This window comes from Klebsiella sp. RHBSTW-00484, assembly GCF_013705725.1.
GTDB lineage: Bacteria > Pseudomonadota > Gammaproteobacteria > Enterobacterales > Enterobacteriaceae > Klebsiella.
The window spans coordinates 2,507,336-2,532,513 of record NZ_CP055481.1; the positions used below are offsets into that span (position 1 = coordinate 2,507,336).

Sequence of the window (25,178 nt, forward strand, 5' to 3'; positions counted from 1 at the left end):
TACTGGCCCTCAGACGGCGGGGAACCTGTAGCCCCGGTAAGGCGCCAGCCGCCACCGGGGAATAGCTGCGCTATGACGCCTGCGGTTTGCCATCCCGGCGGGCGAAACTGTTTTCGACGACCGGCAGACCAAGCTTTTCGCGCAGGGTTCCGGACGGGTAGCGTTCCCGCATCGCGCCGCTGCGTTGCAGAACAGGCACTACCTGCTCAATAAAGCGGTCAAAATCTCCCGGCAGCAGCGGGAACATCAGGTTGAAACCGTCTGCCGCGCCAGCGCGCCAGGTTTCCGTCAATGCGCTGGCGACTTCCTCGGCGCTGCCGATCAGCAGCCAGCTATCGGAACTTTGCAACAGCTGCTTGCCTAACTCCAGGACTGTCAACTGCGGATCGTAATCGCGAATAAGCTTGAGCGCGGTGCGGATCCCATCAAACGACGCCTCATCTGGCAGCGGCGGCAGCGGTTGGTCAACGGGATAAGCGGATAAATCCATGCGCAGATAGGAAGAGAGCAGGTCGATGGCCATCTGGTCGCTCATCAACTGCTCGTTAAGCCGCTGGCGCTCCTCTTTTTCAGCATTTGAATTGACCACCACCGGTAAAACCCCGGCGATGATTTTAAAATGCGCTGGATCGCGCCCGTGACTGCGCAACCGCTGGTTCATCTCTTCGCGGTAGGCCAACCCCTCTTCGATAGATTTGATAAACACAAAATGCATATCGGACCAGGCGGCAGCGAGGTTTTTACCTGCCTCTGATGACCCGGCCTGCACCAGCACCGGATGCCCCTGCGGCGGACGCGGCACGTTTAGCGGCCCGCGAACGCGGAAGAACTCGCCCTTAAAGTCGAGATGATGCACCTTGCGCGAATCGGCAAACAGTCCACTGGCTTTGTCGTAGAGCACCGCGCCGTCCTCCCACGAATCCCATAATCGCGTGACAACATCGATAAATTCACCCGCGCGCTGGTAGCGATTGCCGTGTTGCGGGAGCTGGTCAAGACCGAAATTGGCCGCTTCCTCCTCCAACCACGAGGTGACAATATTCCAGCTGGCCCGTCCGTTGCTGAGAAAGTCGAGAGAGGCAAAATAGCGAGCGAGATTATAGGGCTCGTTATAAGAGGTGGAGGCCGTTGCCATCAAACCAATATGTTCCGTCACCGCCGCGAGGGCGGAAAGCAGAGTAAGAGGTTCGAGCCGGACGTTGGCGTAGTGGGTTAAGCCGCTGGGCACGGTATCCCAGATGGAGATATGGTCGGCGACAAAAATAGCGTCGAGGGTGGCGGCCTCGGCTTTGCGGGCCAGACCGGCATAGTACTTGAGGCTGAAGATTTCTTTCTCCGGCGCCTGCGGGTGACGCCAGGAAAAGCGGTAGTCACCCTGCGGATTGAAGAAGAAAAGGTTCAGGATCATATGATTATTTGGCATTTTCTCGGCTCAGTTGGAGGTAATGCCTTCCCTGGCTCGGCGGCAATCAGTAGCCATTGAGGTTCGTTTTGACCCACTGTTCGGCTACCGCCGCCGGGTCTTTATGCTGTAAATCGACCTGCTGGTTAAGCTCGATCAGCGCGGCGTTGTTGAGCTTGCCGGAGACCTTGTTAAGCACTTCGCTGATTTTGGGCGTCAGGCTGGTTTTGCGTACCAGCGGCACCACGTTCTGGCTCGGCTGTTCATGTTTATCATCCTCCAGCACCACCCAATCTTCTTTGGCGAGGTTACCCTGGGTTGAAACTACTGTGGCGACATCGATTTTGCCGGAGTTCAGCGCCAGACGGGTCAGCGGACCGCCCATATCCAGAGATTTCACCGCTTTAAACTCAAGCCCATAGACGCGCTTCAGGCCCGGCAGGCCAAGGGCGCGCACCGGGAATTCCGGTGGTCCGCCGATGACCAGTTGCGGCGCGATAGGCTGAAGGTCGGAAAGCTTGCTGAGATGATATTTTTTCGCCGTTTCTGCCCGCACGGCCCAGGCGGTAATGGACGACGCCGGAGAGGGATCCAGTAGCGTAAAATCAGCAGGCAGCGCTTTGGCTAACTCCGCGCTAACGTCGCTCTGGCTGGTGGCCAGCGTTTTGCCGTCGTAATAGTTCAGCAGGGCGCCGAGATATTCCGGAACGATATCAATTTCGCCGCTCTGCAAAGCCGGAATAATAATCTCGCGATTGCCAAGGTTAAGACGGGTTTTTACTTCAATATCATTTTTCTTTAGGGCGCTGGCGTAAATATTGGCGAGAATGGAACTTTCGGTAAAATTCGCGCCGCCAATTGTGATGCTCTGAGCCAGAGAGCTAAAACTTAAACTTAATAATCCTGCGGCGAAAACCGAAAGACGGAAGTGACGACGTGCGGGAATGCCAAATAGCTGCTTCATAATGCCTCTTTACCTGCAGGTGGTTTATTGTTGTTGGGAAAAGAATTAATTTATTTGCGCGATTGGGGCGCGGGTGACGCGCCGGGTAATTAATGAAAAAAGCAGTTCGCAACCGATAGCCAGCAGCGATACCACCAGAGATCCGGCAATGACCTGGGGAATGTCGCGCTGTCCGAGTCCGTCAATCAGAAAGCGTCCGAGGCCGCCAAGTCCTGCGTAGGCGGCGACGACGGCGGTGGCGATCAGTTGCACCAGCGCGGTCCGCACTCCGGCGAGTATCAGCGGCGCGGCGAGCGGTATTCGCAGCTGCCACAGGCTTTGAAACGGCGTCATGCCCAGCGCTTTTGCCGCGTCGCACAGCTGGCGGTCGGCATGATAAATTCCCACCCAGGCGTTAGTCAGGATCGGCGGAATCGACATCGCCACCAGAGCGGTAAAGACCGGAATATCATTAAAGCCAAAGATAATAATGCATAAGAGAATTAAGCCTAAAGATGGAATGGCGCGGCCAATGTTAAACAGATTAATAATTAAAAATGCGCCTTTGCGCCAGTATCCAAGAATAATGCCTAACGGTAACGCAATGGCAGAAGCAATAATCATGCTGATCAGCACATAATAAAGATGCTCGCGCAGGCGGAGCAATATTCCTGCATCGCCGGTCCAGTGCTGCGGTTGTAAAAACCAGTGAAAGGTTGCCAGTATAATATCCATTAACGAGTCCAGGGCGTAAGCCAATAGCCGACGTGGGCAATAAGCGAATCAAACAGCAGGGACAGCATAAGGCTGAGTGCCAGGCTGACCACAATCGGAGTCACAAAATCCTGGTTAAACCCGGCGAGCAGGAGCTGCCCGAGGCCGCCCTGACCAATTAAAGCGGTAACCGTCACCAGCCCGACCAGCGTCACCGATGCGATGCGTAACCCGGCGAATAGCGATGGCACCAGCAGATGCAACTCAACATCCACAAACCGAAACCAGCGGGTATAACCCAGCGCGCGCGCCGACTCCAGCACGGCTGCGGGGAGTTTCTCAATTCCGGCGATGACGTTACGCAGCAGGATGAGCAGCGAGTAGAGCGTCAGCCCGATGATAGACGTCGTCAGCGACAGCCCGGTAAACGGCAGCAATAAAATAAACAACGCCAGCGATGGGATGGTAAACAGTATTCCGCAAAGGTAGATCAGCGGTTGGGCGACTAAGGGCCAGCGCAGCGTCAGGCTAATCAATACGCCAGTTAATACGGTACCGAAAAACAGCGAAATAGCGACCAGTTGCACGTGCTGCCACAGCAGCTCGGCAATCATGTTTTTATTGTCGAAGACCCACGACCAATCAATCATAGCGGTGAAGATCCACGTGGCCTTCCAGCACATTCTGCAACAGGGCGTGGGAGATACTGCCCTGATACGCCCCGTCGGCATCAACATGAACCACGACGCCGCCGGGCGCATCCAGCAGCGCGCTGTAGGCAAAGCGTAGCGTGTTGATTGCCGCCAGCGGCGCATCGAGCGGTAGCGTGCGGTGTTTAATGGGATCGAACCAGTTCAGCGGCCGCCGTTTTCTATCCAGCATCAGGCGCAGCGGGCTGGCGACCGGCGGATGCTGACTGGCGATGGGGGAAAGATTTTCATCAATGAGCGGTACGTCATGGCGCGGGAGCTGTCTGACCTGAATCCTCCCCAGCCGTTGCAGATTAGGCTCTGGGCCGATAAAACGGCGCACAAAGTCGCTGGCAGGATGCGACAAAATATGGTCCGGCGTATCGAACTGCGCCAGCACGCCGCCCTCCTGGAAGATAGCGATTCTATCGCCGAGGCGGATGGCCTCATTAATGTCGTGGGTCACCAGGACAATGGTTTTATGCAAGCGCTGTTGCAGCAGCAGTAGCTCATCCTGAAGACGCTCGCGCACTACCGGGTCGATGGCGGCAAAAGGTTCGTCCATCAGCAAAATTGGCGGATCAGCGGCCAGCGCTCTGGCGATCGCCACACGACCCTGCTGACCGCCGGAGAGCTGATGCGGGTAGCGGGACAGCACGTTGCGGTCGAGTGACATTAAATCGACTAATTCGTCGATTCGCGCCTGAACGTGCTCTTTGCTCCAGCCGAGAAGGCGCGGAACCGTGGCGATATTTTGCGCCACCGTACGATGCGGGAATAGCGCGGCGCTTTGCATCACAAAGCCAATTTTGCGCCGTACCTGAATAATATCGGCGGCGGCAATTTTAACTCCCTGAACATAGACATCGCCAGAGTCCGGAATATCCAACTGATTAATCATCCGCAGGAGAGTTGTTTTTCCGCAGCCGCTGGGGCCAACGAAAGTGCACAGTTCGCCATTATTAATCACCAGATTAAGGCCGCGAATGGCCGCATGCGCGCTTCCGGGGTAGGTCTTGTGAATATTGTCGAGTTTAATCATATCGCCGTCGCGCCCTGAATGTTCTTTTCATGGAAAACATGAATAGAGCACAAGCTACAGAGGCAGCGATTAACGAGCAAATATGATATTTGCATTTGCAATGCCGTGATTTGAATTAAAGGCCGCAGCCGTGCGCGGCCTTTATTGCGAGAGTTATATCAGGAAATAGTTAAGGGCTGAAAATGCGATCATGCCGACAATCACCGTGGCGAACAGACTGCGCGTCACAACGCCGGCAATGGTGGCGGCAAGAGCGGCCAGTAGAGAAATACTGATACCTGAGCTGGTCAATGCCGGTTTACCCAGCAGCTCCGCGGCAATAATGGCCGCCATAATGGCGGAAGGAATAAAGCTGAGCCATTGCTGCAGGGCCGGAGCCAGGCGAAATCGTGAAAGCAGTAAAATCGGTACCGTACGCATCAGTGCAGTGACCAGCGCTGAGGCAAGAATGGCCAGAATGATATTGCGTTCCATCTTATTTAGCCTCCTTGCAGAACAGACGTAATCCTGTTGTTGCCAGCGTCGCCGCAACTGAGGCCGCGACGATGACCACGAGGCTCATATCAGTGTGCCCGGCGGTGAACAGCGTAATCAGCACCGCCACGGCAATGCTGAAGGTTTCCAGCATCTTACGCTGGCTGGCAAACCACAGCGCCAGAACCAACCCGATAAACATCGATACCAGGCTAAAACTTAACCCCTCCATCAGCGATGGCGGAAGCGCGGAGGCCAGCCCTGCGCCCACGATACAGGCGAGGATCCAGTTCAGCCAGGCGGCAAGGTTTAGCCCGAGCATCCACGAGTAAGGAACACCGTTGTGCACGCTGCCGCGCTGTACCGCCACGCCAAAGGTTTCGTCCGTCAGCAGCAGCCCGCTAACAATCTTTTGCAATGGGCTATATTGGCGAAAGAACATGCTCATGGCCGAACTCATCAACAGATAGCGCAGGTTAACCAGCAGCACGCTGAGCACCACCGAGGCCATTTCCGCGCCGGTTGCCCACAGAGAATAAAACAAAAACTGCGCCGAGCCTGCGTACAGGGCGCTGGCCAGTAGCGCCGTTTGCAGCGTGGTAAACCCGGATAAGGTTCCGATAGCACCGGCGGCGAAGCCGATACTCCAGTAGCCGGGAATAGTGGGCAAACAGGCGATGACCCCGGCGCGAAATTCCGCCATAGCCTCATCTCTTGATGAGGTCTTGTTATTTATCAACATCAAATAGTCCCATAGAGTGCGTTGCTGAATGGTAATCTTAAAAAATTGCTGGAAACGTTATAGTAAAATCCTGCGCATTTACGCAAACATCCCGCTTCGGGGATTAAAGGGCATCAAAGTGGGAAAAGAGGTTCGCGACGACATCAAGCTCTGGCGGGATAGTGAATTGCACGGTGGAATGGAGATCCTGCGTGCATCCTGCTATGAGCATAGCTATCCGCCGCATTTTCATGACGAATATGTGATAGCCGCTTTTGCCCGTGGTGCCCAGCGCACGCGTATTTGCCGCGAGCGGGGCGTGGCAGCGGCAGGCACGGTAATGGTGATCATGCCCGGTGAGGTGCATACCGGCGAAGCGGTGCAGCGTGATGAAGGCTGGGATTACTGTGCTTTTTATCCTTCTGCGGGCCTGATTAACGAAGTGGCGGAAACGCTGCTCGGCGGCAAAGGTGAGGTGAATTTCGGCGGTGAAGGGATGCGGCACGACCCGATGATGGCGCGAAGCATGCTCCAGGCTTCCGCCGTGCTGGGCGGCAGTCACGATCCGCTGGAAAAAGAGTGCTTAATGTATCAGGTACTGAACCTGCTGGTGGGGCGCTATGCGCAGCGCAGCGTCCGTGGCGGGCGTCGAGCGGTGGTGCGGGCCGACATCCGTCGGGCGATCGAGTTCATGCACTGCGCCTATCAGCAGCCGCTGTCGGTTAAGGATATTGCGGCGGTCGCCGGGCTGAGCGAGTTCTATTTTATGCGTACTTTTCAGGCGCAGACCGGTTTATCTGTTCACCAATATCTCACCCAGCTAAGGCTTGTCAGGGCAAAAGGACTACTGGCTAAAGGCGCTGAGGCGGCGCGGGTGGCGACAGACGTCGGGTTCTACGATCAAAGCCATCTGATTAAATCTTTCCGCATGCACTTTGGCACTACGCCGGGTCTCTTCGCGGCGGCCTCACTTTAAAAAGGGCTGGGATTACGCGCGTCGATCCTCTCACCGCTGATGGGATGCACAAAATGCAGTTCGCTGGCGTGCAGCATCAGGCGCGTTGCTCCTTCGCTGCCCAGACCGCCGTAGAGATCGCAGCCTAAAATGGGGTGACCCAACTGCTGGCAGTGGATGCGCAGTTGATGGGTGCGCCCGGTTTCCGGAGTCAGCTGTACCCGGGTCAGCGGTAATTCACTTTCAGAGTAGAAGCGCTCAATAACCCGATAGCGTGAGCGGGCAGGTTTACCGCTGAGCGCGCAAATCGTCATCAGGGGAAACAGCGCCGGGTCTTTGGCTATGGGCGCGTCAATTATCCCATCGTCATCGGCCAGATGACCGCACAGCAGCGCGCTGTACACCTTGGTTACCGCGCGCTGGCTAAACTGCTGGCAAAGGGCTGCATTGATAGCCTTATTGCGGGCAATCACCATCAGACCCGATGTACCGAAATCAAGGCGATGGACCAGCGTGCAGCCGGGAAATTGTTGCACCAGGCGATGATGTACCGAGTCGAGATTAAGCGGGTTTTTCCCGGACAGGCTGAGCAGTCCCGAGGGTTTATCGATCAGCAGCAGATGTTCATCCTGATAGAGGATGTCGATTTCGGCGTGGCACGGCGGAGCGACAAAAGTATCGATAATCGTAGACATCAGGCTGCACGGGTAGAGGGTGGATGCGGATAATAGCGAATTTTCTGCCGCCAGGCGAATTACGCGCTAACGGTGTTGCTGGCCTTAATGTGCTGCCAGAAACGCTCGGCGGATTGATTGAGCCGCGCACCGGAGCGGTAGATATAAGCGCCGATCGGCAACGACAGGCTCTCATCCATTATCGCCAGCCGGCCCTCCTCAAGCTCGCGCTTGATAGAGTACTGCGGCAGCCAGCCCACGCCGTCGCCGTTGAGGATCATGCGTTTGAGCAGTTCGCTCATCGATGAAACAAAGGTCAGCGAAAAGGTAATCTCCGGTTTGCGGTCGATAACCTGATTCACCTGGCGACCCATATAGCTATCGTTGGCGTATTTCATCAGCGGCAGCACGCCGCGATGTAAATTAAAAAGCGGTCTACCGTGTTTATCGCAAGGTGAGACGAGATGCAGCGCCGAGTCGAAAATTTTGTGGTTGATAAACGGATAGTTCATCAGCTCTTCATTATAAAACGACAGAATAAAATCGCTTTTTCCCTCTTTAAGATTGAATACCGCGTCGTTGACGTTAATCGATTCAACATGGAAAGTCTTATTCTTGCGGTCGGTATAACCGGCGATAATTTCGGGGAGTAATAAAACGGAAAGCGAAGGCGCGGCGTCAATTCTTATTTTCTGGGTGGTGTTATTCAGCCCTTTTATTCGACTGATTTGAAAATCCATATCGTCGAGCATATTTCGCGCGTAGCCGATAAAAATTTTACCGCGGTTGGTCAACTGTAGCGGGTTTGCCGCGCGGTCAAAGATGCTGAAACCCAGCGAGGCCTCAAGTGCCTGGATGCGGCGGCTAAAGGAAGACTGTGAAATATTTCTACTTTTGGCAGCGAGCGTGAAGCTTCTGGACTCTTCCAGAGCAATCACATCGTAAAGCCATTTTACTTCAAGATTCGCCAGCACAGACCCGATCCTCAACACTGCATTAATAGCTATGCAATTTTAGCATAACGCATAGAAACTATGCAATTAACACAATCAACTACAGGTGTTAACATTTTCTGGAGTTCAGCTTATTACTTAGCGGTAAAAGCAGCATTTTCAAAAGTACAGGCGACACCCTACACGAGCACGATTTTAAATCGCAGCTCCGGTCTGCTCATCCTGTTTATTTATTTTCTGCCAGGATTTATCTGCTAAAAATAATCCGCCAGATTAAACAGGCTGAAATAACCAATGCATCTTATCCAGCCAATAGTTTGTCAGGAGTTCCATGTCACGTATTGAATCAGTAAAAGACGCTCTTCTTGAGCTTGGTATTCAGGAAAGCAGCGAGCTGTTTTACAACCCCGATTACGATCTGCTGATTGCGCATGAAACCAGCGCGGAATTAACCGGCGCGGCGCGTGGCGTCATGACCGAGTCCGGCGCGGTTGCCGTGGATACCGGCATTTTTACCGGACGCTCCCCGCGCGACAAATATATTGTCAGAGATTCCCTAACGCGCGATACCGTCTGGTGGGCCGACTCCGGTCTCGGTCGTAACGATAATAAACCCTTAACAACGGAAGTCTGGGCTGACCTGAAGGCGCTGGTCGCCGGACAGCTTAGCGGCAAAAAACTGTATGTCGTTGATGCCTGGTGCGGTGCCAGTCCGGCGACACGCCTGGGTGTACGCTTTGTCACCGAGGTGGCGTGGCAGGCGCATTTCGTCAAAAACATGTTTATTGCTCCCAGCGCCGAAGAGCTGGCTGAATTTACGCCGGACTTCGTGGTGCTCAACGGTGCGGGATGCACCAACGAAAAATGGCAGGAACAAGGACTTAACTCTGAGAACTTTGTCGCCTTTAATCTCAGCGAGAACATCCAGCTGATCGGCGGTACCTGGTACGGCGGTGAGATGAAGAAAGGACTCTTCTCGGTAATGAACTATCTGCTGCCTCAGCAGGGGATTGCCTCAATGCACTGCTCGGCCAACCGCGGGGAAGCGGGCGACGTCGCGCTGTTCTTCGGCCTTTCTGGTACCGGTAAAACGACGCTTTCCACCGACCCGTTGCGCCAGCTCATCGGCGATGATGAGCACGGCTGGGATGACGACGGCGTGTTCAACTTTGAAGGCGGTTGTTACGCCAAGACTATCAATCTTGATCCGCAGGCTGAACCGGAAATTTATCGTGCGATTCGCCGCAATGCGTTACTGGAGAACGTGGTGGTCAGAGCTGACGGCAGCGTCGATTATGCCGATGGCAGTAAGACTGAAAACACCCGGGTCTCGTATCCTTTAGCGCATATCGAAAATATCGTTAAGCCGGTATCCCGTGCGGGCCATCCGTCGAAGGTGATTTTCCTTGCCGCCGATGCTTTTGGCGTGCTGCCGCCGGTTTCTCGTTTAACGACCGAACAGATGCAATATCACTTCCTGTCTGGCTTTACCTCGAAGCTGGCCGGTACCGAGCGCGGCATTACTCAGCCCACGCCAACCTTCTCAGCCTGCTACGGCGCGGCGTTCCTGCTGCTGCACCCGACGCAGTACGCCAGCGTTCTGGCGGCAAAAATGGCGGAATCGGGGGCCGAAGCCTGGCTGGTGAATACTGGCTGGAACGGGGAGGGCAAACGCCTGTCGCTGCGCGATACGCGTAATATCATCAACGCCATATTAAACGGCACCATCGGCGAGCTGCGTGAAGAGTCGGTTCCGATCTTTGGTCTGTCGATCCCTGAAAGCGTTCCTGGCGTAGAGAGCGCGCTGCTCGATCCGCGCAGCGGCTGGTCATCTGCCGATAAGTGGCAGGAGAAAGCGGAAAGCCTGGCGCAGTTGTTTATGGATAATTTTAAGCAATATAGCGACACTGAAGCCGGAGCACGGCTGGCGTTAGCCGGTCCGACCTTGGATAAATCAGCGGTTACGGCTTAATCCTGATAGCTAAAAGCTGATTAGACATTGTGCTCGTATTTCTGCCGGGTGGCGGCTAGCGCCTTACCGGCCTACGAAAACCAAATCCGTCACCTGGCAATTCCCTGAGTGGCTTTTTGACAGCAATGTGAACCCGGGCACCCGCTCGGGTTTTTTATTGTGCCGTTTTAGTCAGCAAAAAATCGATCAAGGCTTTCACCCGCTTCGTTTTTCCCGCGCTTTTCGGATAGTAGAGATAAACCGGCGGATAGGTTTTCCAGTAAGGCTCCATGACCGGAATAAACGTTTCCCGATCCGGCTGTAGTCGGTAAATAGGTTCAAACAGTCGGCCAATGCCCAATCCGCTGCGGATCCCGTCGGCCATAACGTCAATGTCGTTGCTGATGAACTGTCCCGGCATTTCTACGGTGAGCTGTTCTCCTTTATCTTCCAGCATCAGGGGCAGGATACGGTTGTTGGTGATAAACCGGTAGCCGATCAGCCTGTGCTGATGGAGGTCAGTTGGCAAGACGGGCGTACCAAATTCTTCAAGATAGGCCGCCGAAGCGTACAGTCCTTCGCGAAAAGGCTTCAGGAGCTGACGGGCGACAACGCCACCCTCAAGAATATCACCAAAGCGGATCCCTAAATCGAATCTCTCCTCAATGATATTGATGGTTCCATCATAAACCGAAATCTCCAACTGCACGCCAGGGTAACGCTGGCAGAACTCGGACATAAAAGGTTTAAGTATCAGCAGGTAAGCAAAGCGGGAGAGGGTAATTCGAATCAGGCCGGAAGGCTGCTGGCTACTCTCCTTAATACTGTCGAGGGCTTTTTCCAGCGAATCGACCGCCGCAGAGGTTTGCTGCAAAAGCTGTTGCCCGGCATCGGTCAGTTCAATACGCCGGGTGGTGCGGATAAACAGCGGATGACCAAGGTGCTGCTCAAGGAGTTTTAGCGCTTTACTGACCGAAGGCGGGGTGATTTCCAGTTTACGTGCCGCCGCCGAGATGCTTCCCTCACGGGCAATGCTTTGAAAGATTCGGATTTGATTGTAAATCACGTTATTCATCACTTCATCCTGATGCATCCTGGGTGTCTATTATTAGCCATTATCTAAAAGTCTTTGAGCTATTAATACTCTAAAAAAAAGAATAGCGGCTGTTTATACTGTTTGCATGTTAAACAATACCTTGTAATAGAAAGAAAAATGCAAAATATACTGATCGTTTCTGGGCATCCCAATCTGAGTGAGTCCGTCGGCAATGCGGCTATTCTTAACGAGGTGGCGCGAGCGCTGCCTGATGTTGAAATCCGTCGTCTGGATAGGCTCTATCCTGATTTCAATATTGATGTCTTAGCCGAGCAGGAAGCGCTGCTGAAAGCTGATGTTATCGTATGGCAATTTCCGTTCTCCTGGTATTCGCTGCCGGGGTTGATGAAATTATGGCTCGACCAGGTCTTTGTTCATGGCTTTGCCCACGGCTCAAAGGCTAAGCTCGGCGGTAAAAAACTTCTCCTCTCGTTTACCACCGGTGCTCCTTCAGCACTTTATGCCGCTGATGGTTTTTTCGGTCATGCCGTTGAGGATTACCTGGCTCAGTTTGCGACTACCGCCGCGCTGTGCAATCTGGAGTGGCAAGCGCCGATTTATACCTGCGGGATCAGCTATGCCGAGCGTGATGAGGCCAAAATAGCGCAGCAGAAAGCGATGGCTCAGGATCATGCTGGTCGCCTGATTGCCGCTTTAACCGCGTTATCTTGAGCAGATAAACCGGGAGTGACCAAATGCAATACAGACTGTTGGGCAACAGTAAGTTAACGGTATCGCGTATTTGCATGGGATGCATGGGATTTGGCGACGCCACCGCAGGCCAGCACAGCTGGACGCTTGATGAATCATCCAGCCGCGAAATTATCCGCCATGGGCTGGAGCAGGGGATTAATTTTTATGACACCGCGATTGCCTACCAAAATGGTTCCAGCGAACGCTACGTCGGACGGGCGCTACGCGACATGGCAAAGCGCGATGACGTAGTGGTCGCGACGAAATTTCTGCCGCGAACGGCGCAGCAGATCGCAAATGGCGTAAGCGGCCAGCAGGCTATCGCACAATCTCTCGACCAGAGTCTGCGCAATCTGGGAATGGATTACGTCGATCTCTACATCTACCATATCTGGGACTACAACACGCCGATTCTTGACGTTCTTGAGGCGCTGCATCACGCGGTTAAAGTGGGGAAAGTTCGCGCCATAGGTATTTCAAATTGCTATGCGTGGCAACTGGCCAAAGCCAATGCGCTGGCCGAACGTGAAGGCCTGACGCCCTTTGTATGCGTGCAAAGCCACTACAATCTGATTATGCGCGAGGACGAACGCGAGTTGGCCGGGCTGTGCGCCGAGGATAATATTGCGATGACCCCTTATAGTGCGCTGGCCAGCGGTCGGCTTGCTCGTCTGGGTGATAATCAAACCCGGCGCGCCAGCGAAGATACTTATGCCAAAGGGAAGTACGATAAAACGGCGCAGCAGGACCGGGTCATCATTGAACGGGTGGCTGAACTTGCCTCCCGCCGTCAGGTTTCCATGACGGAGATTTCGCTTGCCTGGCTATTAACGAAAGTGACTGCGCCGGTGGTGGGGGCAACAAAAAAACACCATATTGACGGTGCGGTAAATGCGGTCAATTTACAGCTTAATGACGATGAGATTCGTTATCTGGAAGCGTGTTATCAACCGCATGCTCTTTCGGGGGTTATGGCGCAAAATACGGCGCAAACTAAAGACCAAAAGCAGGTCTGGACGCGTTGACAGAATATGGTCGCCGCCGCAATCGTTGGGGGCGCGATTTACCGGTTGGCACGCTTATAACAGGAAATACCTGACCACGTCCGTTCAGTGCATCTGTTAAAAAAGATTATGTCGTGTTGATAGTTGTGCGCAAAATTGAGCAGACTCGCTACACTAGCCTCACGCATTTGCTGCCCTATTTTATTCATGAACAAAAAACGTTACCGGTTACGAACCCTTATGCTATTTCTGTCAGTTGGCGGGATAGTGTTGACCTCTGTGCTTCTGCTGAGCGCATTGACGGTGTTTCAGAAAGGAAATATTGAGAATAGCCTGTTGCAAGGCAATATTGCCTACGCGCGCAAGCTTGCTGATACCACAGATCGCTATCTGGGCGTTGCACAGCAAGAACTGGCATACAGCGCCCGCCTGATCATCGGGCTTCACGATCGTAAGCAGTTGAGAGAAGAGGCTGACAGGCTGCGGATGCAGTCCGGTTTTTTCAATTCAGTGGTGATAGTGACGGCTGATGCGGTGATTGCTGCAACCTCCCCAGAGAGCCTCAATCTGGTTGGATTAACGTTGCATTCTGAAGCCAGCAAGCATGCCATCCGCAGCCAAAAAGCTTATATATCACCGCCATTCACTTCCGCGACGGGTAACTATGTTGTCTTTATTTCGCAACCGTTATTCTCACCCGAAGGCCACTACATTGGCTTTATCGGCGGTACTATCTATCTAAAAAAACACAGCATGCTGAGTGAAATTCTGGGTTTGCATTTTTATGCAAACCAGGCAGATGTCAGTATTGTCACGGCAGAAGGGCGGATTCTTTTTAGCGACGATCCCGTGTTGATTGGTACCGACGTGAGTACTGATTCGGCCATCAAAGCCAGGCTGGCGCACGCGGGCAGCGGTCACTTCGTGGATAAACAAAAAAGTGGTGCCAACCTTATCGGCTACGCAAGCCTGCAGCAGGCCGACTGGAAGATTTTCATTTCAGGCACTTCTGAAAACGTCTCTCGTATTTTGATGAAGACCATCATTAATGCTTTCTGGTTCACTCTGGGCATTATTATTCTGACTATCGCTATAGTGATATTTTTTGCCGGGCGTATCTCTATGCCTCTGGAAAAACTGGCCAAATTTACCCGCACTGAAGATAGCGATAAAGCGCTTAAGCAGCTGGCTCAGCTCAATCCTGGCTATCAGGAGGCGGAGCGTCTGAGGGAAGCCGTCAGCCATCATCTGGAAACGATGTCGCGACAGGTTAATTTACTTAGCGATGAGGCTATGACGGATCCGCTAACGGGTCTTTATAACCGTAAAGGGTTCAGCTCTTTGGTTGAAGAGCGTTTTTTGGTCGGTGAACACTGCGTTATTGCTATTGATATTGACCACTTCAAGTACATCAACGATCGCCTGGGTCATGATGGGGGGGATGCGGTTCTGGTTAGCTTTGGCAAACTGCTTCGATCGCTGACGCGGCAAAATGATATTGTCTGCCGGTTTGGTGGAGAAGAATTTATCCTCTTCCTACCGGATTGCACTCTGGAGACAGCGGCTTCTGCCGTGGAACGCATACGGGTTGCGGTATCCGAGACGCAGTTTCCAAACGGCGCCAAAGTGACTCTTTCGGCCGGGGTGGCAGCACTTGCTGACTGTGAAGATATCAGCCAACTCCTGAGGCAGGCGGATCTGGCAATGTATCAAGCCAAAGGAGCCGGGAGGAATCAGGTGTGGGTTAGTGATAAGCAAGGATTTGCGCTTTACAAAAATTGAGCAGACGGGAGCCGTATCACCTGTCTTGCTGAAGGCTTGGATCCTCACAAAATTATCGCATCAATGTTGATAGCTCGCTGGCCGCTTTTTATCCGTGCTTAACCCAGAGTAATTTTTCTACCGGGAAACCCAGTTCGCGAGCAATGCCGAGATACTCTTGCTTGACGGCATCGGGGATCGTCGGCGTGCGCGCCAGGATCCACAGGTAATCACGATTTGGGCCGCTGACTAACGCGTATTGATATTTATCATCCAGCGCGATCACATTGTAGCCGCCATAAAACGGCCCAAAGAATGAAACTTTAAGCGCTGCAGTGGTCGGTGCGCCGGTAAAAAAGGCTTTGCCTTGGCTCTCATTCCATTTTTGTGTCTGCGGGTCATAACCCCGGTTGAGAACGCTGATCCCGCCATCATCGCGTTTACCGTAAGTTGCGGTCACTTGTTCAAGACCGCGTTCAAAACGATTCTCCAGGCGTGCGACTTCGTACCATTTGCCAAGGTAGCGACCAGCGTCAAACCCTGTGATGGGCTGGACCCCTTTCGGAGGGGTTGGGGATTTACAAGCAACCAACGTCAGTGCAATAGCGACGCCGGTCAGAACGGGCCATATTTTCATCGGAAGTCCTTTTATCAACTCGGTGAAAATTAAGTGTAGTCCAGGCTTTCGGCGTTTCATTCGCTGTGGTAATAATCGCTGTATATTAGGAAAAATCTATTTCTTGCTCATCGTCCCGCGTCATGGAAGGTATATGGAGTTATGATGAGAGATACTACGGCTGAAAAGAAGGGATGCTCAGCAGGCGATGAGGACCAGGCCTGCGAGTAAGCAGGCCTGGTCATTCGAGGACTATTGATGCTGCTGCAGTATTTTCAGGAAATCCTGCTTGTTGGAGATTAATGACAACGCCCTGGCAATAATTTCATCGCTAAAAATAGAGGCGATCTCTCTCAGGACATCGATATGCTCGCTCTCTTTAGCAATAACGCCGATAGCAATGAACATGACATTGCTTCTATCCCAGATTACGCCATCAGGAAACTGAAAGATTTCCACTCCGCTTTTAACAATAATATTGGTTGCTGACTTAGGAAGATGCGGCAGCGTAATGCCGTTACCTAAAAAAGTAGAGACCTGACGTTCTCTCTCGTTGAGGAAAACAACGCAATCCTCGCTGACATATCCCTTTTTTCTGAAATCAGCACCAATCATGGAAAGAACTTCGGCTTTATTTTTGGCCTGACATGATAAGTGCAAATTATCCAGCGTAATATTATCGATCATAATCCGCTTTCCTTTGTCGCTGTGTTGAGTCGTGCATCATATTTATTCGATGAAAGTTCTTCTTCTAACTGTTCCAGCGATTTGTTCGATGTTTCTGGCAACGCTGTTATGACAAAGATGATAGCTAAATAGTTAATCGCAGCGAAGATAAGGAACACTGGGCCTAATCCGAGCTTGGCCTGTAATAAAGGGAACAGATAGCTGACTATCGCATTCATTACCCACATGAAAAATACCGAGATACCCATCGACAATCCGCGGAATTTCAGTGGGAAGAGTTCGGCTAATACCACCCATGTAATAAAGCCCATCGTCCCCTGCATGACCCCAACGAACATCGCACCCAACAGCCAGATTGCGGTGGCTTTAATATCGCCGACGAGGGTGTAGTCTACGCCAGCGATAATCAGGTGAAGGGTCGCCATGAGAGCAAAGCCGTAGATGATGATGGTCTTGCGTTTAAAACGGTCAACAAGGTACATCACGCCGAATATCATGCCACCTACTGAAAATACGCCATTGAGCACGTTGCATATCAATGAAGTTCTTTCCGAGAACCCCGCAGTACTCAGGATTTCCGTGCCGTAGTACATAATGACGTTGACGCCGGTGGTTTGCTGCAAGGCGGCCCAAACGATGCCAACGATGAGTAATTTGAGAATCCACGGTGTCTGAAGAATCGTTACGAAAGAGTTTTTATTAGCCAGTTTTTTATCCGCTTCGATTTTAATTAACGTTGTGATGTCGTTGAATTCTTTCATCGCACGTTCGAGCGGGCGGATTTGTTTTAATATTTCGAGGGCTTCTTCATGGCGGTTTTTACTGATCAACCAGCGGGGGCTTTCAGGTGAGCGCAACATACCGACAAACAGGCAGATGGCGGGTATGGTTTGTACCATTAGCATATATCGCCAGACTTCGGGGAGGTGGCCCCAGACAATGCCTATAATGGCGTTGATGGCAAATGCGGCCAACTGTCCGATAACAATCGCCACTTCGTTTAAGCCAGTCAGTTTACCGCGCATTTCCGTTGGTGCGACTTCAGAAATAAATGTTGGCGCGGTTACTGAGGCACCACCGACAGCATAACCCAGAATAAAACGAGAAATAAGAAGAACCGTGATATCTGGAGCAAGTGCGGACATTAGTGCGCCGATGAAAAAAACAAATGATAAAAAGAGCAGGTACTTTCTTCTGCCAAAGAAATCGGCGAACTTCCCTCCGAAAACGCTACCTAAGGCGGCACCGATCAGCAACACGCTCATTACCAGACCTTCTGTGGTTGGTGTCAGAGCCATATATTGTTTCAGTGAGGAAAATGCACCATTAATAACTCCGGTGTCGTAACCGAATAGCAGGCCGCCAAATGTTGCTACTAAAGTTATTTGGTGTAGTCGTTTTCTCTGTTGTAGGTTCAGATTCATTATAAGAGACATTTTTATACCTTTTGTTTTGATTAACGGCACAAGATAAAAATAAATCACCCCCAGCCATGGCCGATCTTTTAGTTCGCTGGCATATGACGGGCATGAAATGATTTTTGTTCTTTGTGCTACTTAGCTCTTTTAGTTATTCGCTAAATAAATCCGGTCAAAGAGGCTTCTTTTGATTAATGATTAATCATTAGTATATGTAGGGTTTTTTCCTCCGGGGTCGTTGGCGTACAGCATGTCCCCGGTAGCATTTTCGTGTGAACTGGTGGTGGTATGGCAACCGCCAACATAGACGGTACCAATAAGTTCTGATCTCACTTCTCTCATGGAATCCTCCGGGGGGTTAGGATTTCTGCTGCACCTTAGCGTAATCAAAGTGCGTTTAGTGAGGTGAGATTATGGCATCTAATTTTGAAATGAAAATGCAAATAGATCACATTTTGGAAATTTCATTTCGACTGCAATGGGTCCGAATGAGTACTCATGGCGTCAGATACAATGTGGTTTTTATAACGCATTGATATTAAATGTTATTTTTTAACATATCAAAGATTGTGGATTATGGTTTTTTGGGATCTAATGTTAAATTTATGATATGTATCACATTTGTTATTAAAATCCATTAATGAAATTAAAATTCCATTTTTGTATTTATTTTATATTTCATTCGAAATTTGATGGGTTGAAAGCCACTCCGGGCAGCACCTGGATGGCAAGTCTGGGTTGGCAAGAGAAGTGGTAAAGGCCAGGGGCACGGATCTTTACTGTTTGACTTGTGACCGCTAATTCAAATGTATCTTGTATGAGTCGGGGCATAAAAAAATCCACGCATCAGCGTGGATTTTTTAGTGATAAAAGAGATTAGACGTTGAACAGGAAGTTCATGATATCGCCATCTTTCACAATATAATCTTTACCTTCAGCACGCATTTTCCCGGCTTCTTTAGCACCTTGCTCGCCTTTATAGGTAATAAAGTCTTCAAAGGCGATGGTTTGGGCGCGGATAAAGCCTTTTTCGAAGTCGGTGTGGATTTTACCTGCCGCCTGCGGTGCGGTTGCGCCAACTGGGATGGTCCACGCACGAACTTCCTTCACGCCAGCGGTGAAGTAGGTTTGCAGGTTCAACAGTTCGTAACCAGCGCGGATAACGCGGTTCAGACCCGGTTCTTCAATTCCCAGTTCTGCCATGAACTCCTCGCGATCGGCATCGTCGAGTTCAGCGATATCGGATTCAACAGCGGCGCAAACGGCAACCACTACAGAACCTTCCGCAGCCGCGATTTCGCGCACTTTATCGAGGTACGGGTTATTCTCAAAACCGTCTTCGTTGACGTTAGCGATATACATGGTTGGCTTCAGGGTCAGGAAGCTCAGGTATTTGATTGCCGCTTTGTCTTCTTCGGTCAGGTTTTTCAGCGCACGCAGCATACCGGCGTTTTCCAGCTGCGGCAGGCATTTTTCCAGAGCCGCCTGCTCAGCTTTAGCGTCTTTATCGCCGCCTTTGGCTTTTTTCTGCACGCGGTGCAGGGCGCGCTCACAGGTGTCCAGATCGGACAGCGCCAGTTCGGTGTTGATAACTTCGATATCGTCAGCCGGATCCACTTTATTGTTAACGTGGATAATGTTGTCGTTTTCAAAGCAGCGCACCACGTGACCGATAGCTTCGGTTTCACGAATGTTGGTCAGAAACTGGTTACCCAGACCTTCGCCTTTAGACGCGCCTTTTACCAGACCTGCGATATCGACGAATTCCATGGTGGTTGGCAGAATACGCTGCGGTTTGACGATTTCAGCCAGTTTGTCCAGACGCGGATCGGGCATCGGAACGACACCGGTGTTCGGCTCGATGGTACAGAAGGGGAAGTTGGCCGCTTCAATACCCGCTTTGGTGAGCGCATTGAACAGGGTGGATTTGCCGACGTTGGGCAAACCGACGATACCGCATTTGAATCCCATGATTTAAATCACCTTAATCTTTGGATAATCAACCTGTTACAGTGAGCAGATTGTAGAAAAGTAAATAGCTTTGCCTATTATACACCGTGCGCGGCAAAAATTCCGCACGTCGACCGGTTATTGCGCTTTAAAAGCGTGTAATCGGTTGGTCGCTTTGGTGAGGCCTTCTTTCAGCCAAACTTCGGTACAACGCACCGCTTCGTCAACAGCTTCATCAATGAGTTTCTGTTCGCTAACGGGCGGTTTTCCCAAAACAAAACCGACAACTTTATTTTTATCGCCCGGATGACCAATTCCCACACGTAAGCGGTGAAAGTTCGGGTTATTACCCAGTTTGTTGATGATGTCTTTCAGGCCATTATGGCCGCCATGGCCGCCGCCAAGTTTGAATTTAGCTACGCCGGGCGGCAGGTCGAGTTCATCGTGGGCCACCAGAATTTCATCTGGATTGATGCGAAAGAAGGTTGCCATTGCCGATACGGCTTTACCGCTAAGATTCATAAAGGTGGTGGGTACCAGCAGACGAACATCTTCACCAGCAAGGTTAATCCGTGAGGTGTAGCCGAAGAATTTGCTCTCTTCGCGCAGCGGTGCGCGGTTACGCTCAGCTAATAAATCTACATACCAGGCACCGGCGTTATGTCGGGTCGCTGCGTATTCAGCGCCGGGATTCGCCAGGCCGACAATCAATTTTATGGTCACTTTTCTATCCTGAGTGGGTCGTTCTCTGGCGCGTAGTGTACTGTCTGCGCGCGCGGTTGACAAAATTCTGCCAGCGAAACGCTGCGTGTCATGATGGTTTCGGGTTTGAACAATTAGAATTTGATGTAGTTCAGTAGGTTATTTGTAAACTTTTGTTGGTTTGATGTTCGCTTATGTGATCGTCCACGCAATCGCCTTATTGGTCATTGTCTATACTATACCTACAAGATTTGGGGATATTCCCATGCAACCCAAGGTTCCGGAGGTGACATATGAAACGCAGAAACGCTTCGTTACTCGGTAATGTGCTGATGGGGTTGGGGTTGGTCGTCATGGTTGTCGGCGTTGGTTACTCTATTCTAAACCAGCTTCCGCAGCTTGACCTGCCGCAGTTTTTTGCGCATGGCGCAATTTTAAGCATTTTTGTCGGCGCGGTTCTGTGGCTGGCAGGTGCGCGTATCGGCGGCCATGAACAGGTCAGCGACAGATACTGGTGGGTTCGTCATTACGACAAACGCTGCCGCCGCGATCAGCATCGCCACAGCTGAGTGAATTTAATTTCACCAGCCGTTCAGTACGGCTGGTGCGTTCTATCATAGCCTGGGCAGGCTATCCCTCTATTGTCGTCTAAATTTCCCTTTCGTTACCCTTTTCGAATATTACGGCGCGATCCAAATTCGTATACTTAGCGCTTGACCCTGACGTAACGTCAGACAGCAGAGTGGCGTCACTGGTAAACGAAAGGAGCAGTCATGTTAATTCAGGTGGGAGAACTGGCGAAGCGCGCCGGAATAACCGTTCGCACGCTACATCACTATGAACAAACAGGATTGCTGACCCCTTCAGCCAGAAGCGCGGCGGGTTACCGGCTATACAATCTGGCGGCCGTTCAGCGGCTGCATACGATCAAGGTGTTGGCTCAGGCCGGGCTGGAACTCGCCACTATTAAGGACTATCTCGCCAGGGATGCTTTCTCGCTGTCTGACCTGCTGGTCAAGCAGATAACCACTCTTGATCGGCAGCTACAAACCATCTCAACGCTGCGCGAACGGCTGGCGCTGCTGCGCGATGAGTTAGACAGGGGAAGCGACCCCGATCTGGAGTCCTGGCTACAGATGCTGGAGCTAATGAAAATGTACGATCGCTGGTTTAGTCAACAGGAACTACAGGTGCTGCCGTTCGCGGAGCAGGATGAGCAACGTAATCAAGCCTGGCGGGCGCTGGTTGATGAAGTTCAGGGATTAATGCGCAAGCAATGCCCGGCAGATGCCCCTCAGGCGATGAGTATGGCGACCCGCTGGATGGAACAGTTAGAGCAGGATACCGCTGGACGACCTGAATTTTTGACCCGGCTGAATGAAATGCATGCCGCCGAACCACAGATGTGCGAACAAACAGGCGTTACCCCGCAGATCATTGACTTTATCACTCACGCTTTTGCGGAAAGTAAACTGGAGATCTGGGCGCGCTATCTGAGCGCCGAGGAGCTGGCGTTCACCCGGCAGCACTATTTCGATCGGTTGATGGAATGGCCGGCGTTAGTGGCGGAACTGCATTATGCGTGTCGCGAACAGCTGACACCGGCTTCATCGCAAGGACAGCAGCTTGCACAACGCTGGCTGGCGTTGTTTCAGTCTTACGCCGGAGATAACCCGCAAACTCAGCAGAAGTTTCGCTACGCGATGGAGCAGGAGCCGCATTTGATGAAGGGAACGTGGATGACTCCGGAGGTGCTTGCCTGGCTTCAGCAGGCTATAGGGGTGATGATGCGGCAGGCACAGGGGCCTGCCGCCAGCTAATTAAATGTCCGCCAGCGCGGCGTTACGATCCGGGTAAAAGCTCAGGCGGCCCGCAATCGGTTTAACGCCCGCGCGCGCCAAAGTGCGCAGCGGTTGAAACTCGAGGTTAGAGACGCGCAGCTCACAGCCTTCCGGCAGCTTACTGACAAAGCGCTGGAAGGCATCAAGCCCACCGGCATCCAGCACCGGCACCGCATCCCACTTCAGCACAACGATACGTTTACCTTCAACCCGCGTTTCCAGATCGGTAAACAGCCCCTCAGCGGCAGCGAAGAACAGTGGCCCTATCACGCGTAGCACCAACACATCGTCAGGCACTTCAACGTTGACCGGCGCGAGGCGAGTCATGCGCGCAATCCGGCGCATAAACAACAGTGAGGCCAGCACGATACCCACGCTGATGGCGATAACCATATCAAACAGCACGGTCAGCGACATACACATCAGCAGCACGATAATGTCGTCTTTCGGGCCGTGACGCAGTAAGTTCACAACCTTATGCGCCTCGCTCATATTCCATGCCACCATCAGCAGCAGCGCCGCCATCGCGGAAAGCGGAAGCCAGGAAAGCAGCGGCGCGAGGACCAGTAGCGCCATGATTACCAGCAGGGCGTGGATCACGGCGGAAACCGGTGAGGTTGCGCCAGCACGGACGTTTGCTGCTGAACGGGCAATGGCGGCAGTGGCGGTAATACCGCCGAAGAACGGTGCAACGATGTTGCCAAGGCCCTGGCCAATCAGTTCACTATTGGCTTTATGCTTGGTGCCGGTCATGCCATCCAATACCACGGCGCAGAGCAGCGATTCAATCGCCCCCAGCATAGCCATCGAAAACGCCGCCGGGAGCAGTGCCTGCAGCGAGGCCCAGCTGAGCGTAAAGTCCGAACCGGGCATATCCCACGGCAGAACCAACTGCGGCAGCAATTGCGGAATACCGTTGCCCTGGCTGCCGTCGGCGAGAATATAGTGGAACTGAGAGCCGATAGTGGCGACGTGGCCGCCAACCAGGTTGACTACGCCCATCACCGCACAGCCTGCCAGTAGAGCTGGAAGGTGGCCTGGAAGACGGATCCCCAGGCGTGGCCAGAAAATTAAGATCCCTAGCGTGACCACGCCAATAGCCGCATCACCGAGGTTAATCGTCGGCAGGGCCATAAACAGTGCGCCGACTTTCTGCAAATAATGTTCAGGCACGTGGGCCATCTGCAGGCCGAGGAAATCTTTAATCTGCATGGTACCAATGGTGATACCAATCCCGGAGGTAAAACCGAGCGTGACTGACAGCGGGATGTACTCAATCAGGCGACCAAAGCGTGCCAGGCCGAAAAGAATTAAAAACACCCCCGACATTAACGTCGCCACCAGCAGCCCCGCAAGGCCAAACTGCTGCGAAACCGGGTACAAAATGACCACGAAGGCAGCGGTTGGTCCTGAGACGCTGAAGCGCGACCCACCGGATAGGGCGATGACGATCCCGGCGACAGCGGAGGTATAAAGTCCGTACTGTGGCGCTACGCCGCTGCCTATTGCCAGCGCCATCGCCAGCGGAATGGCGATGATCCCGACGGTAATCCCGGCAATGACATCGCGGGTAAATCGCGATGCGGTATATTTTTCTTTCCAGCAAGCGTCGATGAGGGCGCGGAAAGGCATCACATGTGAGGAAAATAATCTATTCACAATAATGTTTCATCCATGAGCGCATCATCTGTCAACTGAATGGCAGGTGAAGGAGGCATTAATCATTTCCACGTCATCCTTCGGGATGCCTCTTTGTTGGCTGCGCTCATTTACCCCTGTCACGTACTACCTGTACGCTCCTGGGGATTCATTCACTTGCCGCCTTGACGCATACCGAATGATTTTGTGGCTAAATAAAAGGTTCAGAGACAAAAAAACCCGCCGCAGCGGGTTTTTATGCCGGGCTCGATTAGTGTTCGAACATGGCAGAGATGGATTCTTCGTTGCTGATACGACGAATCGCTTCGGCCAGCATGCCAGACAGCGTCAGAGTACGAACTTTTGCCAGCGCTTTGATTTCTGGTGCCAGTGGAATGGTATCGCAGACGACGAATTCGTCAATCACAGAGTTTTGGATATTCTGGATAGCATTACCTGAGAAGATCGGGTGCGTTGCGTAAGCGAATACGCGTTTAGCGCCACGTTCTTTCAGTGCTTCTGCTGCTTTACACAGGGTACCGCCGGTATCAATCATATCGTCAACCATCACGCAGTCACGACCAGCGACGTCACCGATGATGTGCATCACCTGAGAGACGTTAGCGCGCGGGCGACGTTTGTCGATAATAGCCATGTCGGTATCGTGCAGCAGCTTGGCAATAGCACGAGCACGAACGACGCCGCCGATGTCCGGAGAAACCACAATCGGGTTATCCAGATTCAGCTGCAACATGTCTTCCAGCAGGATTGGGCTGCCGAATACGTTATCAACCGGAACATCAAAGAAGCCCTGAATTTGTTCTGCATGCAGATCAACGGTCAGGACACGGTCGACGCCAACGCTGGACAGGAAGTCGGCAACCACTTTTGCGGTGATAGGTACGCGAGCAGAACGAACACGACGGTCCTGGCGAGCATAACCGAAGTAAGGGATAACAGCGGTGATACGACCTGCCGAAGCACGACGCAGAGCATCAACCATAACAACCAATTCCATCAGGTTGTCATTGGTGGGAGCACAAGTGGACTGGATGATGAAAATATCACCACCGCGTACGTTTTCATTGATTTGTACGCTGACTTCGCCGTCGCTAAAACGACCTACAGCGGCGTCGCCAAGAGAAGTGTACAGGCGGTTGGCAATACGTTGTGCTAGTTCCGGGGTAGCGTTACCAGCAAAAAGCTTCATATCAGGCACGAGAAGAACCTCAGGCATGCGTCCAGTGGTGGATG

Annotated in this window: 24 protein-coding genes; 7 read left to right on the forward strand and 17 right to left on the reverse strand. The window is 52.3% G+C overall.

All coding sequences use genetic code 11. From position 1 onward, the window contains the following. Positions 1 to 70 precede the first annotated feature (70 nt). From HV213_RS11935 to HV213_RS11965, 7 genes are all read right to left on the reverse strand, one after another. A complete protein-coding gene (locus HV213_RS11935) occupies positions 71 to 1,423 on the reverse strand; it encodes an LLM class flavin-dependent oxidoreductase (RefSeq protein ID WP_181485843.1) in 1,353 nt (450 codons plus the stop codon). Positions 1,424 to 1,469: 46 nt separating this feature from the next. Next, a complete protein-coding gene (locus HV213_RS11940) occupies positions 1,470 to 2,366 on the reverse strand; it encodes an ABC transporter substrate-binding protein (protein ID WP_181485844.1) in 897 nt (298 codons plus the stop codon). A gap of 45 nt (positions 2,367 to 2,411) precedes the next feature. Continuing rightward, complete coding sequence (locus HV213_RS11945; protein WP_181485845.1) at positions 2,412 to 3,080, reverse strand: ABC transporter permease; 669 nt, start codon at positions 3,078 to 3,080, stop codon at positions 2,412 to 2,414. Further along, entirely contained in the window at positions 3,080 to 3,709 is a 630-nt protein-coding gene (locus HV213_RS11950) for an ABC transporter permease (RefSeq protein ID WP_181485846.1), read from the reverse strand. Before HV213_RS11950 ends, HV213_RS11945 begins: the two co-directional genes overlap by 1 nt. After that, complete coding sequence (locus tag HV213_RS11955; RefSeq protein ID WP_181485847.1) at positions 3,702 to 4,790, reverse strand: ABC transporter ATP-binding protein; 1,089 nt, start codon at positions 4,788 to 4,790, stop codon at positions 3,702 to 3,704. Before HV213_RS11955 ends, HV213_RS11950 begins: the two co-directional genes overlap by 8 nt. 153 nt (positions 4,791 to 4,943) lie before the next feature. Further along, positions 4,944 to 5,264, reverse strand: coding sequence for an AzlD domain-containing protein (locus tag HV213_RS11960; RefSeq protein ID WP_181485848.1), 321 nt, complete (start codon positions 5,262 to 5,264; stop codon positions 4,944 to 4,946). 1 nt (position 5,265) lies between these two features. Beyond that, positions 5,266 to 6,006, reverse strand: coding sequence for an AzlC family ABC transporter permease (locus HV213_RS11965; protein WP_181485849.1), 741 nt, complete (start codon positions 6,004 to 6,006; stop codon positions 5,266 to 5,268). A 178-nt stretch (positions 6,007 to 6,184) separates the two neighbouring features. Here HV213_RS11965 and HV213_RS11970 point away from each other — a divergent pair, with 178 nt between their 5' ends. Continuing rightward, complete coding sequence (locus HV213_RS11970) at positions 6,185 to 6,961, forward strand: AraC family transcriptional regulator (protein ID WP_327021805.1); 777 nt, start codon at positions 6,185 to 6,187, stop codon at positions 6,959 to 6,961. Here HV213_RS11970 and HV213_RS11975 read toward each other — a convergent pair. Continuing rightward, a complete protein-coding gene (locus tag HV213_RS11975; RefSeq protein WP_181485851.1) occupies positions 6,958 to 7,635 on the reverse strand; it encodes an RluA family pseudouridine synthase in 678 nt (225 codons plus the stop codon). The two genes, HV213_RS11970 and HV213_RS11975, sit on opposite strands and share 4 nt — an antisense overlap. A 59-nt stretch (positions 7,636 to 7,694) precedes the next feature. Further along, positions 7,695 to 8,588, reverse strand: coding sequence for a LysR substrate-binding domain-containing protein (locus tag HV213_RS11980; RefSeq protein ID WP_110274211.1), 894 nt, complete (start codon positions 8,586 to 8,588; stop codon positions 7,695 to 7,697). A gap of 310 nt (positions 8,589 to 8,898) precedes the next feature. On the opposite strand from HV213_RS11980, the gene pckA reads away from it, so the two are divergent. Next, positions 8,899 to 10,539 (forward strand): phosphoenolpyruvate carboxykinase (ATP), encoded by a 1,641-nt coding sequence (gene pckA, locus HV213_RS11985; protein ID WP_181485852.1) that lies wholly within the window; start codon positions 8,899 to 8,901, stop codon positions 10,537 to 10,539. A 154-nt stretch (positions 10,540 to 10,693) separates the two neighbouring features. On the opposite strand, the gene HV213_RS11990 is transcribed toward pckA, so the two are convergent. Next, positions 10,694 to 11,593: a LysR family transcriptional regulator gene (locus HV213_RS11990; RefSeq protein WP_181485853.1), complete on the reverse strand. Its 900-nt coding sequence runs from the start codon at positions 11,591 to 11,593 to the stop codon at positions 10,694 to 10,696. Positions 11,594 to 11,731: 138 nt separating this feature from the next. On the opposite strand from HV213_RS11990, the gene HV213_RS11995 reads away from it, so the two are divergent. From HV213_RS11995 to HV213_RS12005, 3 genes are all read left to right on the forward strand, one after another. After that, entirely contained in the window at positions 11,732 to 12,286 is a 555-nt protein-coding gene (locus HV213_RS11995) for an NAD(P)H-dependent oxidoreductase (protein ID WP_181485854.1), read from the forward strand. 23 nt (positions 12,287 to 12,309) lie between these two features. Continuing rightward, positions 12,310 to 13,332, forward strand: coding sequence for an aldo/keto reductase (locus tag HV213_RS12000; protein WP_181485855.1), 1,023 nt, complete (start codon positions 12,310 to 12,312; stop codon positions 13,330 to 13,332). Between the two features lie 186 nt (positions 13,333 to 13,518). Further along, positions 13,519 to 15,093 (forward strand): GGDEF domain-containing protein, encoded by a 1,575-nt coding sequence (locus HV213_RS12005; protein WP_181485856.1) that lies wholly within the window; start codon positions 13,519 to 13,521, stop codon positions 15,091 to 15,093. Between the two features lie 88 nt (positions 15,094 to 15,181). Here the strand turns inward: HV213_RS12005 and HV213_RS12010 are convergent, their stop codons facing one another. The 5 genes from HV213_RS12010 to pth form a co-directional block, all read right to left on the reverse strand. Next, complete coding sequence (locus HV213_RS12010; RefSeq protein ID WP_181485857.1) at positions 15,182 to 15,709, reverse strand: lipocalin family protein; 528 nt, start codon at positions 15,707 to 15,709, stop codon at positions 15,182 to 15,184. Positions 15,710 to 15,940: 231 nt separating this feature from the next. Then, positions 15,941 to 16,375, reverse strand: a complete 435-nt coding sequence (locus HV213_RS12015; RefSeq protein WP_112213362.1) for a PTS sugar transporter subunit IIA — start codon at positions 16,373 to 16,375, stop codon at positions 15,941 to 15,943. Next, complete coding sequence (locus tag HV213_RS12020; protein ID WP_110274205.1) at positions 16,372 to 17,811, reverse strand: sugar porter family MFS transporter; 1,440 nt, start codon at positions 17,809 to 17,811, stop codon at positions 16,372 to 16,374. Before HV213_RS12020 ends, HV213_RS12015 begins: the two co-directional genes overlap by 4 nt. Before the next feature lie 858 nt (positions 17,812 to 18,669). Next, on the reverse strand, positions 18,670 to 19,764 hold the full coding sequence (ychF, locus tag HV213_RS12025) for a redox-regulated ATPase YchF (protein WP_110274204.1): 1,095 nt from the start codon (positions 19,762 to 19,764) through the stop codon (positions 18,670 to 18,672). 117 nt (positions 19,765 to 19,881) lie between these two features. Then, entirely contained in the window at positions 19,882 to 20,466 is a 585-nt protein-coding gene (pth, locus tag HV213_RS12030; RefSeq protein WP_110274203.1) for an aminoacyl-tRNA hydrolase, read from the reverse strand. A 272-nt stretch (positions 20,467 to 20,738) separates the two neighbouring features. Between pth and ychH the strand changes: the two genes are divergently transcribed. Then, positions 20,739 to 21,014, forward strand: a complete 276-nt coding sequence (ychH, locus tag HV213_RS12035; RefSeq protein ID WP_004103160.1) for a stress-induced protein YchH — start codon at positions 20,739 to 20,741, stop codon at positions 21,012 to 21,014. Positions 21,015 to 21,218: 204 nt separating this feature from the next. After that, positions 21,219 to 22,265 (forward strand): MerR family transcriptional regulator, encoded by a 1,047-nt coding sequence (locus HV213_RS12040; RefSeq protein WP_181485858.1) that lies wholly within the window; start codon positions 21,219 to 21,221, stop codon positions 22,263 to 22,265. Here the strand turns inward: HV213_RS12040 and dauA are convergent, their stop codons facing one another. Beyond that, on the reverse strand, positions 22,266 to 23,945 hold the full coding sequence (gene dauA, locus HV213_RS12045) for a C4-dicarboxylic acid transporter DauA (protein WP_181485859.1): 1,680 nt from the start codon (positions 23,943 to 23,945) through the stop codon (positions 22,266 to 22,268). A gap of 250 nt (positions 23,946 to 24,195) precedes the next feature. After that, positions 24,196 to 25,143 (reverse strand): ribose-phosphate diphosphokinase, encoded by a 948-nt coding sequence (gene prs, locus HV213_RS12050; RefSeq protein ID WP_110274385.1) that lies wholly within the window; start codon positions 25,141 to 25,143, stop codon positions 24,196 to 24,198. Between the last annotated feature and the right edge of the window lie 35 nt (positions 25,144 to 25,178).

What these genes read in the sequence shown, in the direction of transcription:
- HV213_RS11950 (WP_181485846.1), bottom strand. Translation starts at nt 3,709, where the DNA reads ATGATTGATTGGTCGTGGGTCTTCGACAATAAAAACATGATTGCCGAG.
- HV213_RS12000 (WP_181485855.1), top strand. Translation starts at nt 12,310, where the DNA reads ATGCAATACAGACTGTTGGGCAACAGTAAGTTAACGGTATCGCGTATT.
- HV213_RS11970 (WP_327021805.1), top strand. Translation starts at nt 6,185, where the DNA reads ATGGAGATCCTGCGTGCATCCTGCTATGAGCATAGCTATCCGCCGCAT.
- HV213_RS11955 (WP_181485847.1), bottom strand. Translation starts at nt 4,790, where the DNA reads ATGATTAAACTCGACAATATTCACAAGACCTACCCCGGAAGCGCGCAT.
- pckA (WP_181485852.1), top strand. Translation starts at nt 8,899, where the DNA reads ATGTCACGTATTGAATCAGTAAAAGACGCTCTTCTTGAGCTTGGTATT.
- HV213_RS11990 (WP_181485853.1), bottom strand. Translation starts at nt 11,593, where the DNA reads ATGAATAACGTGATTTACAATCAAATCCGAATCTTTCAAAGCATTGCC.
- HV213_RS12005 (WP_181485856.1), top strand. Translation starts at nt 13,519, where the DNA reads ATGAACAAAAAACGTTACCGGTTACGAACCCTTATGCTATTTCTGTCA.
- HV213_RS11960 (WP_181485848.1), bottom strand. Translation starts at nt 5,264, where the DNA reads ATGGAACGCAATATCATTCTGGCCATTCTTGCCTCAGCGCTGGTCACT.
- ychF (WP_110274204.1), bottom strand. Translation starts at nt 19,764, where the DNA reads ATGGGATTCAAATGCGGTATCGTCGGTTTGCCCAACGTCGGCAAATCC.
- HV213_RS11945 (WP_181485845.1), bottom strand. Translation starts at nt 3,080, where the DNA reads ATGGATATTATACTGGCAACCTTTCACTGGTTTTTACAACCGCAGCAC.
- HV213_RS11975 (WP_181485851.1), bottom strand. Translation starts at nt 7,635, where the DNA reads ATGTCTACGATTATCGATACTTTTGTCGCTCCGCCGTGCCACGCCGAA.
- HV213_RS11940 (WP_181485844.1), bottom strand. Translation starts at nt 2,366, where the DNA reads ATGAAGCAGCTATTTGGCATTCCCGCACGTCGTCACTTCCGTCTTTCG.
- HV213_RS12015 (WP_112213362.1), bottom strand. Translation starts at nt 16,375, where the DNA reads ATGATCGATAATATTACGCTGGATAATTTGCACTTATCATGTCAGGCC.
- HV213_RS11965 (WP_181485849.1), bottom strand. Translation starts at nt 6,006, where the DNA reads ATGTTGATAAATAACAAGACCTCATCAAGAGATGAGGCTATGGCGGAA.
- HV213_RS12040 (WP_181485858.1), top strand. Translation starts at nt 21,219, where the DNA reads ATGTTAATTCAGGTGGGAGAACTGGCGAAGCGCGCCGGAATAACCGTT.
- HV213_RS12020 (WP_110274205.1), bottom strand. Translation starts at nt 17,811, where the DNA reads ATGTCTCTTATAATGAATCTGAACCTACAACAGAGAAAACGACTACAC.
- HV213_RS12010 (WP_181485857.1), bottom strand. Translation starts at nt 15,709, where the DNA reads ATGAAAATATGGCCCGTTCTGACCGGCGTCGCTATTGCACTGACGTTG.
- HV213_RS11995 (WP_181485854.1), top strand. Translation starts at nt 11,732, where the DNA reads ATGCAAAATATACTGATCGTTTCTGGGCATCCCAATCTGAGTGAGTCC.
- HV213_RS11935 (WP_181485843.1), bottom strand. Translation starts at nt 1,423, where the DNA reads ATGCCAAATAATCATATGATCCTGAACCTTTTCTTCTTCAATCCGCAG.
- ychH (WP_004103160.1), top strand. Translation starts at nt 20,739, where the DNA reads ATGAAACGCAGAAACGCTTCGTTACTCGGTAATGTGCTGATGGGGTTG.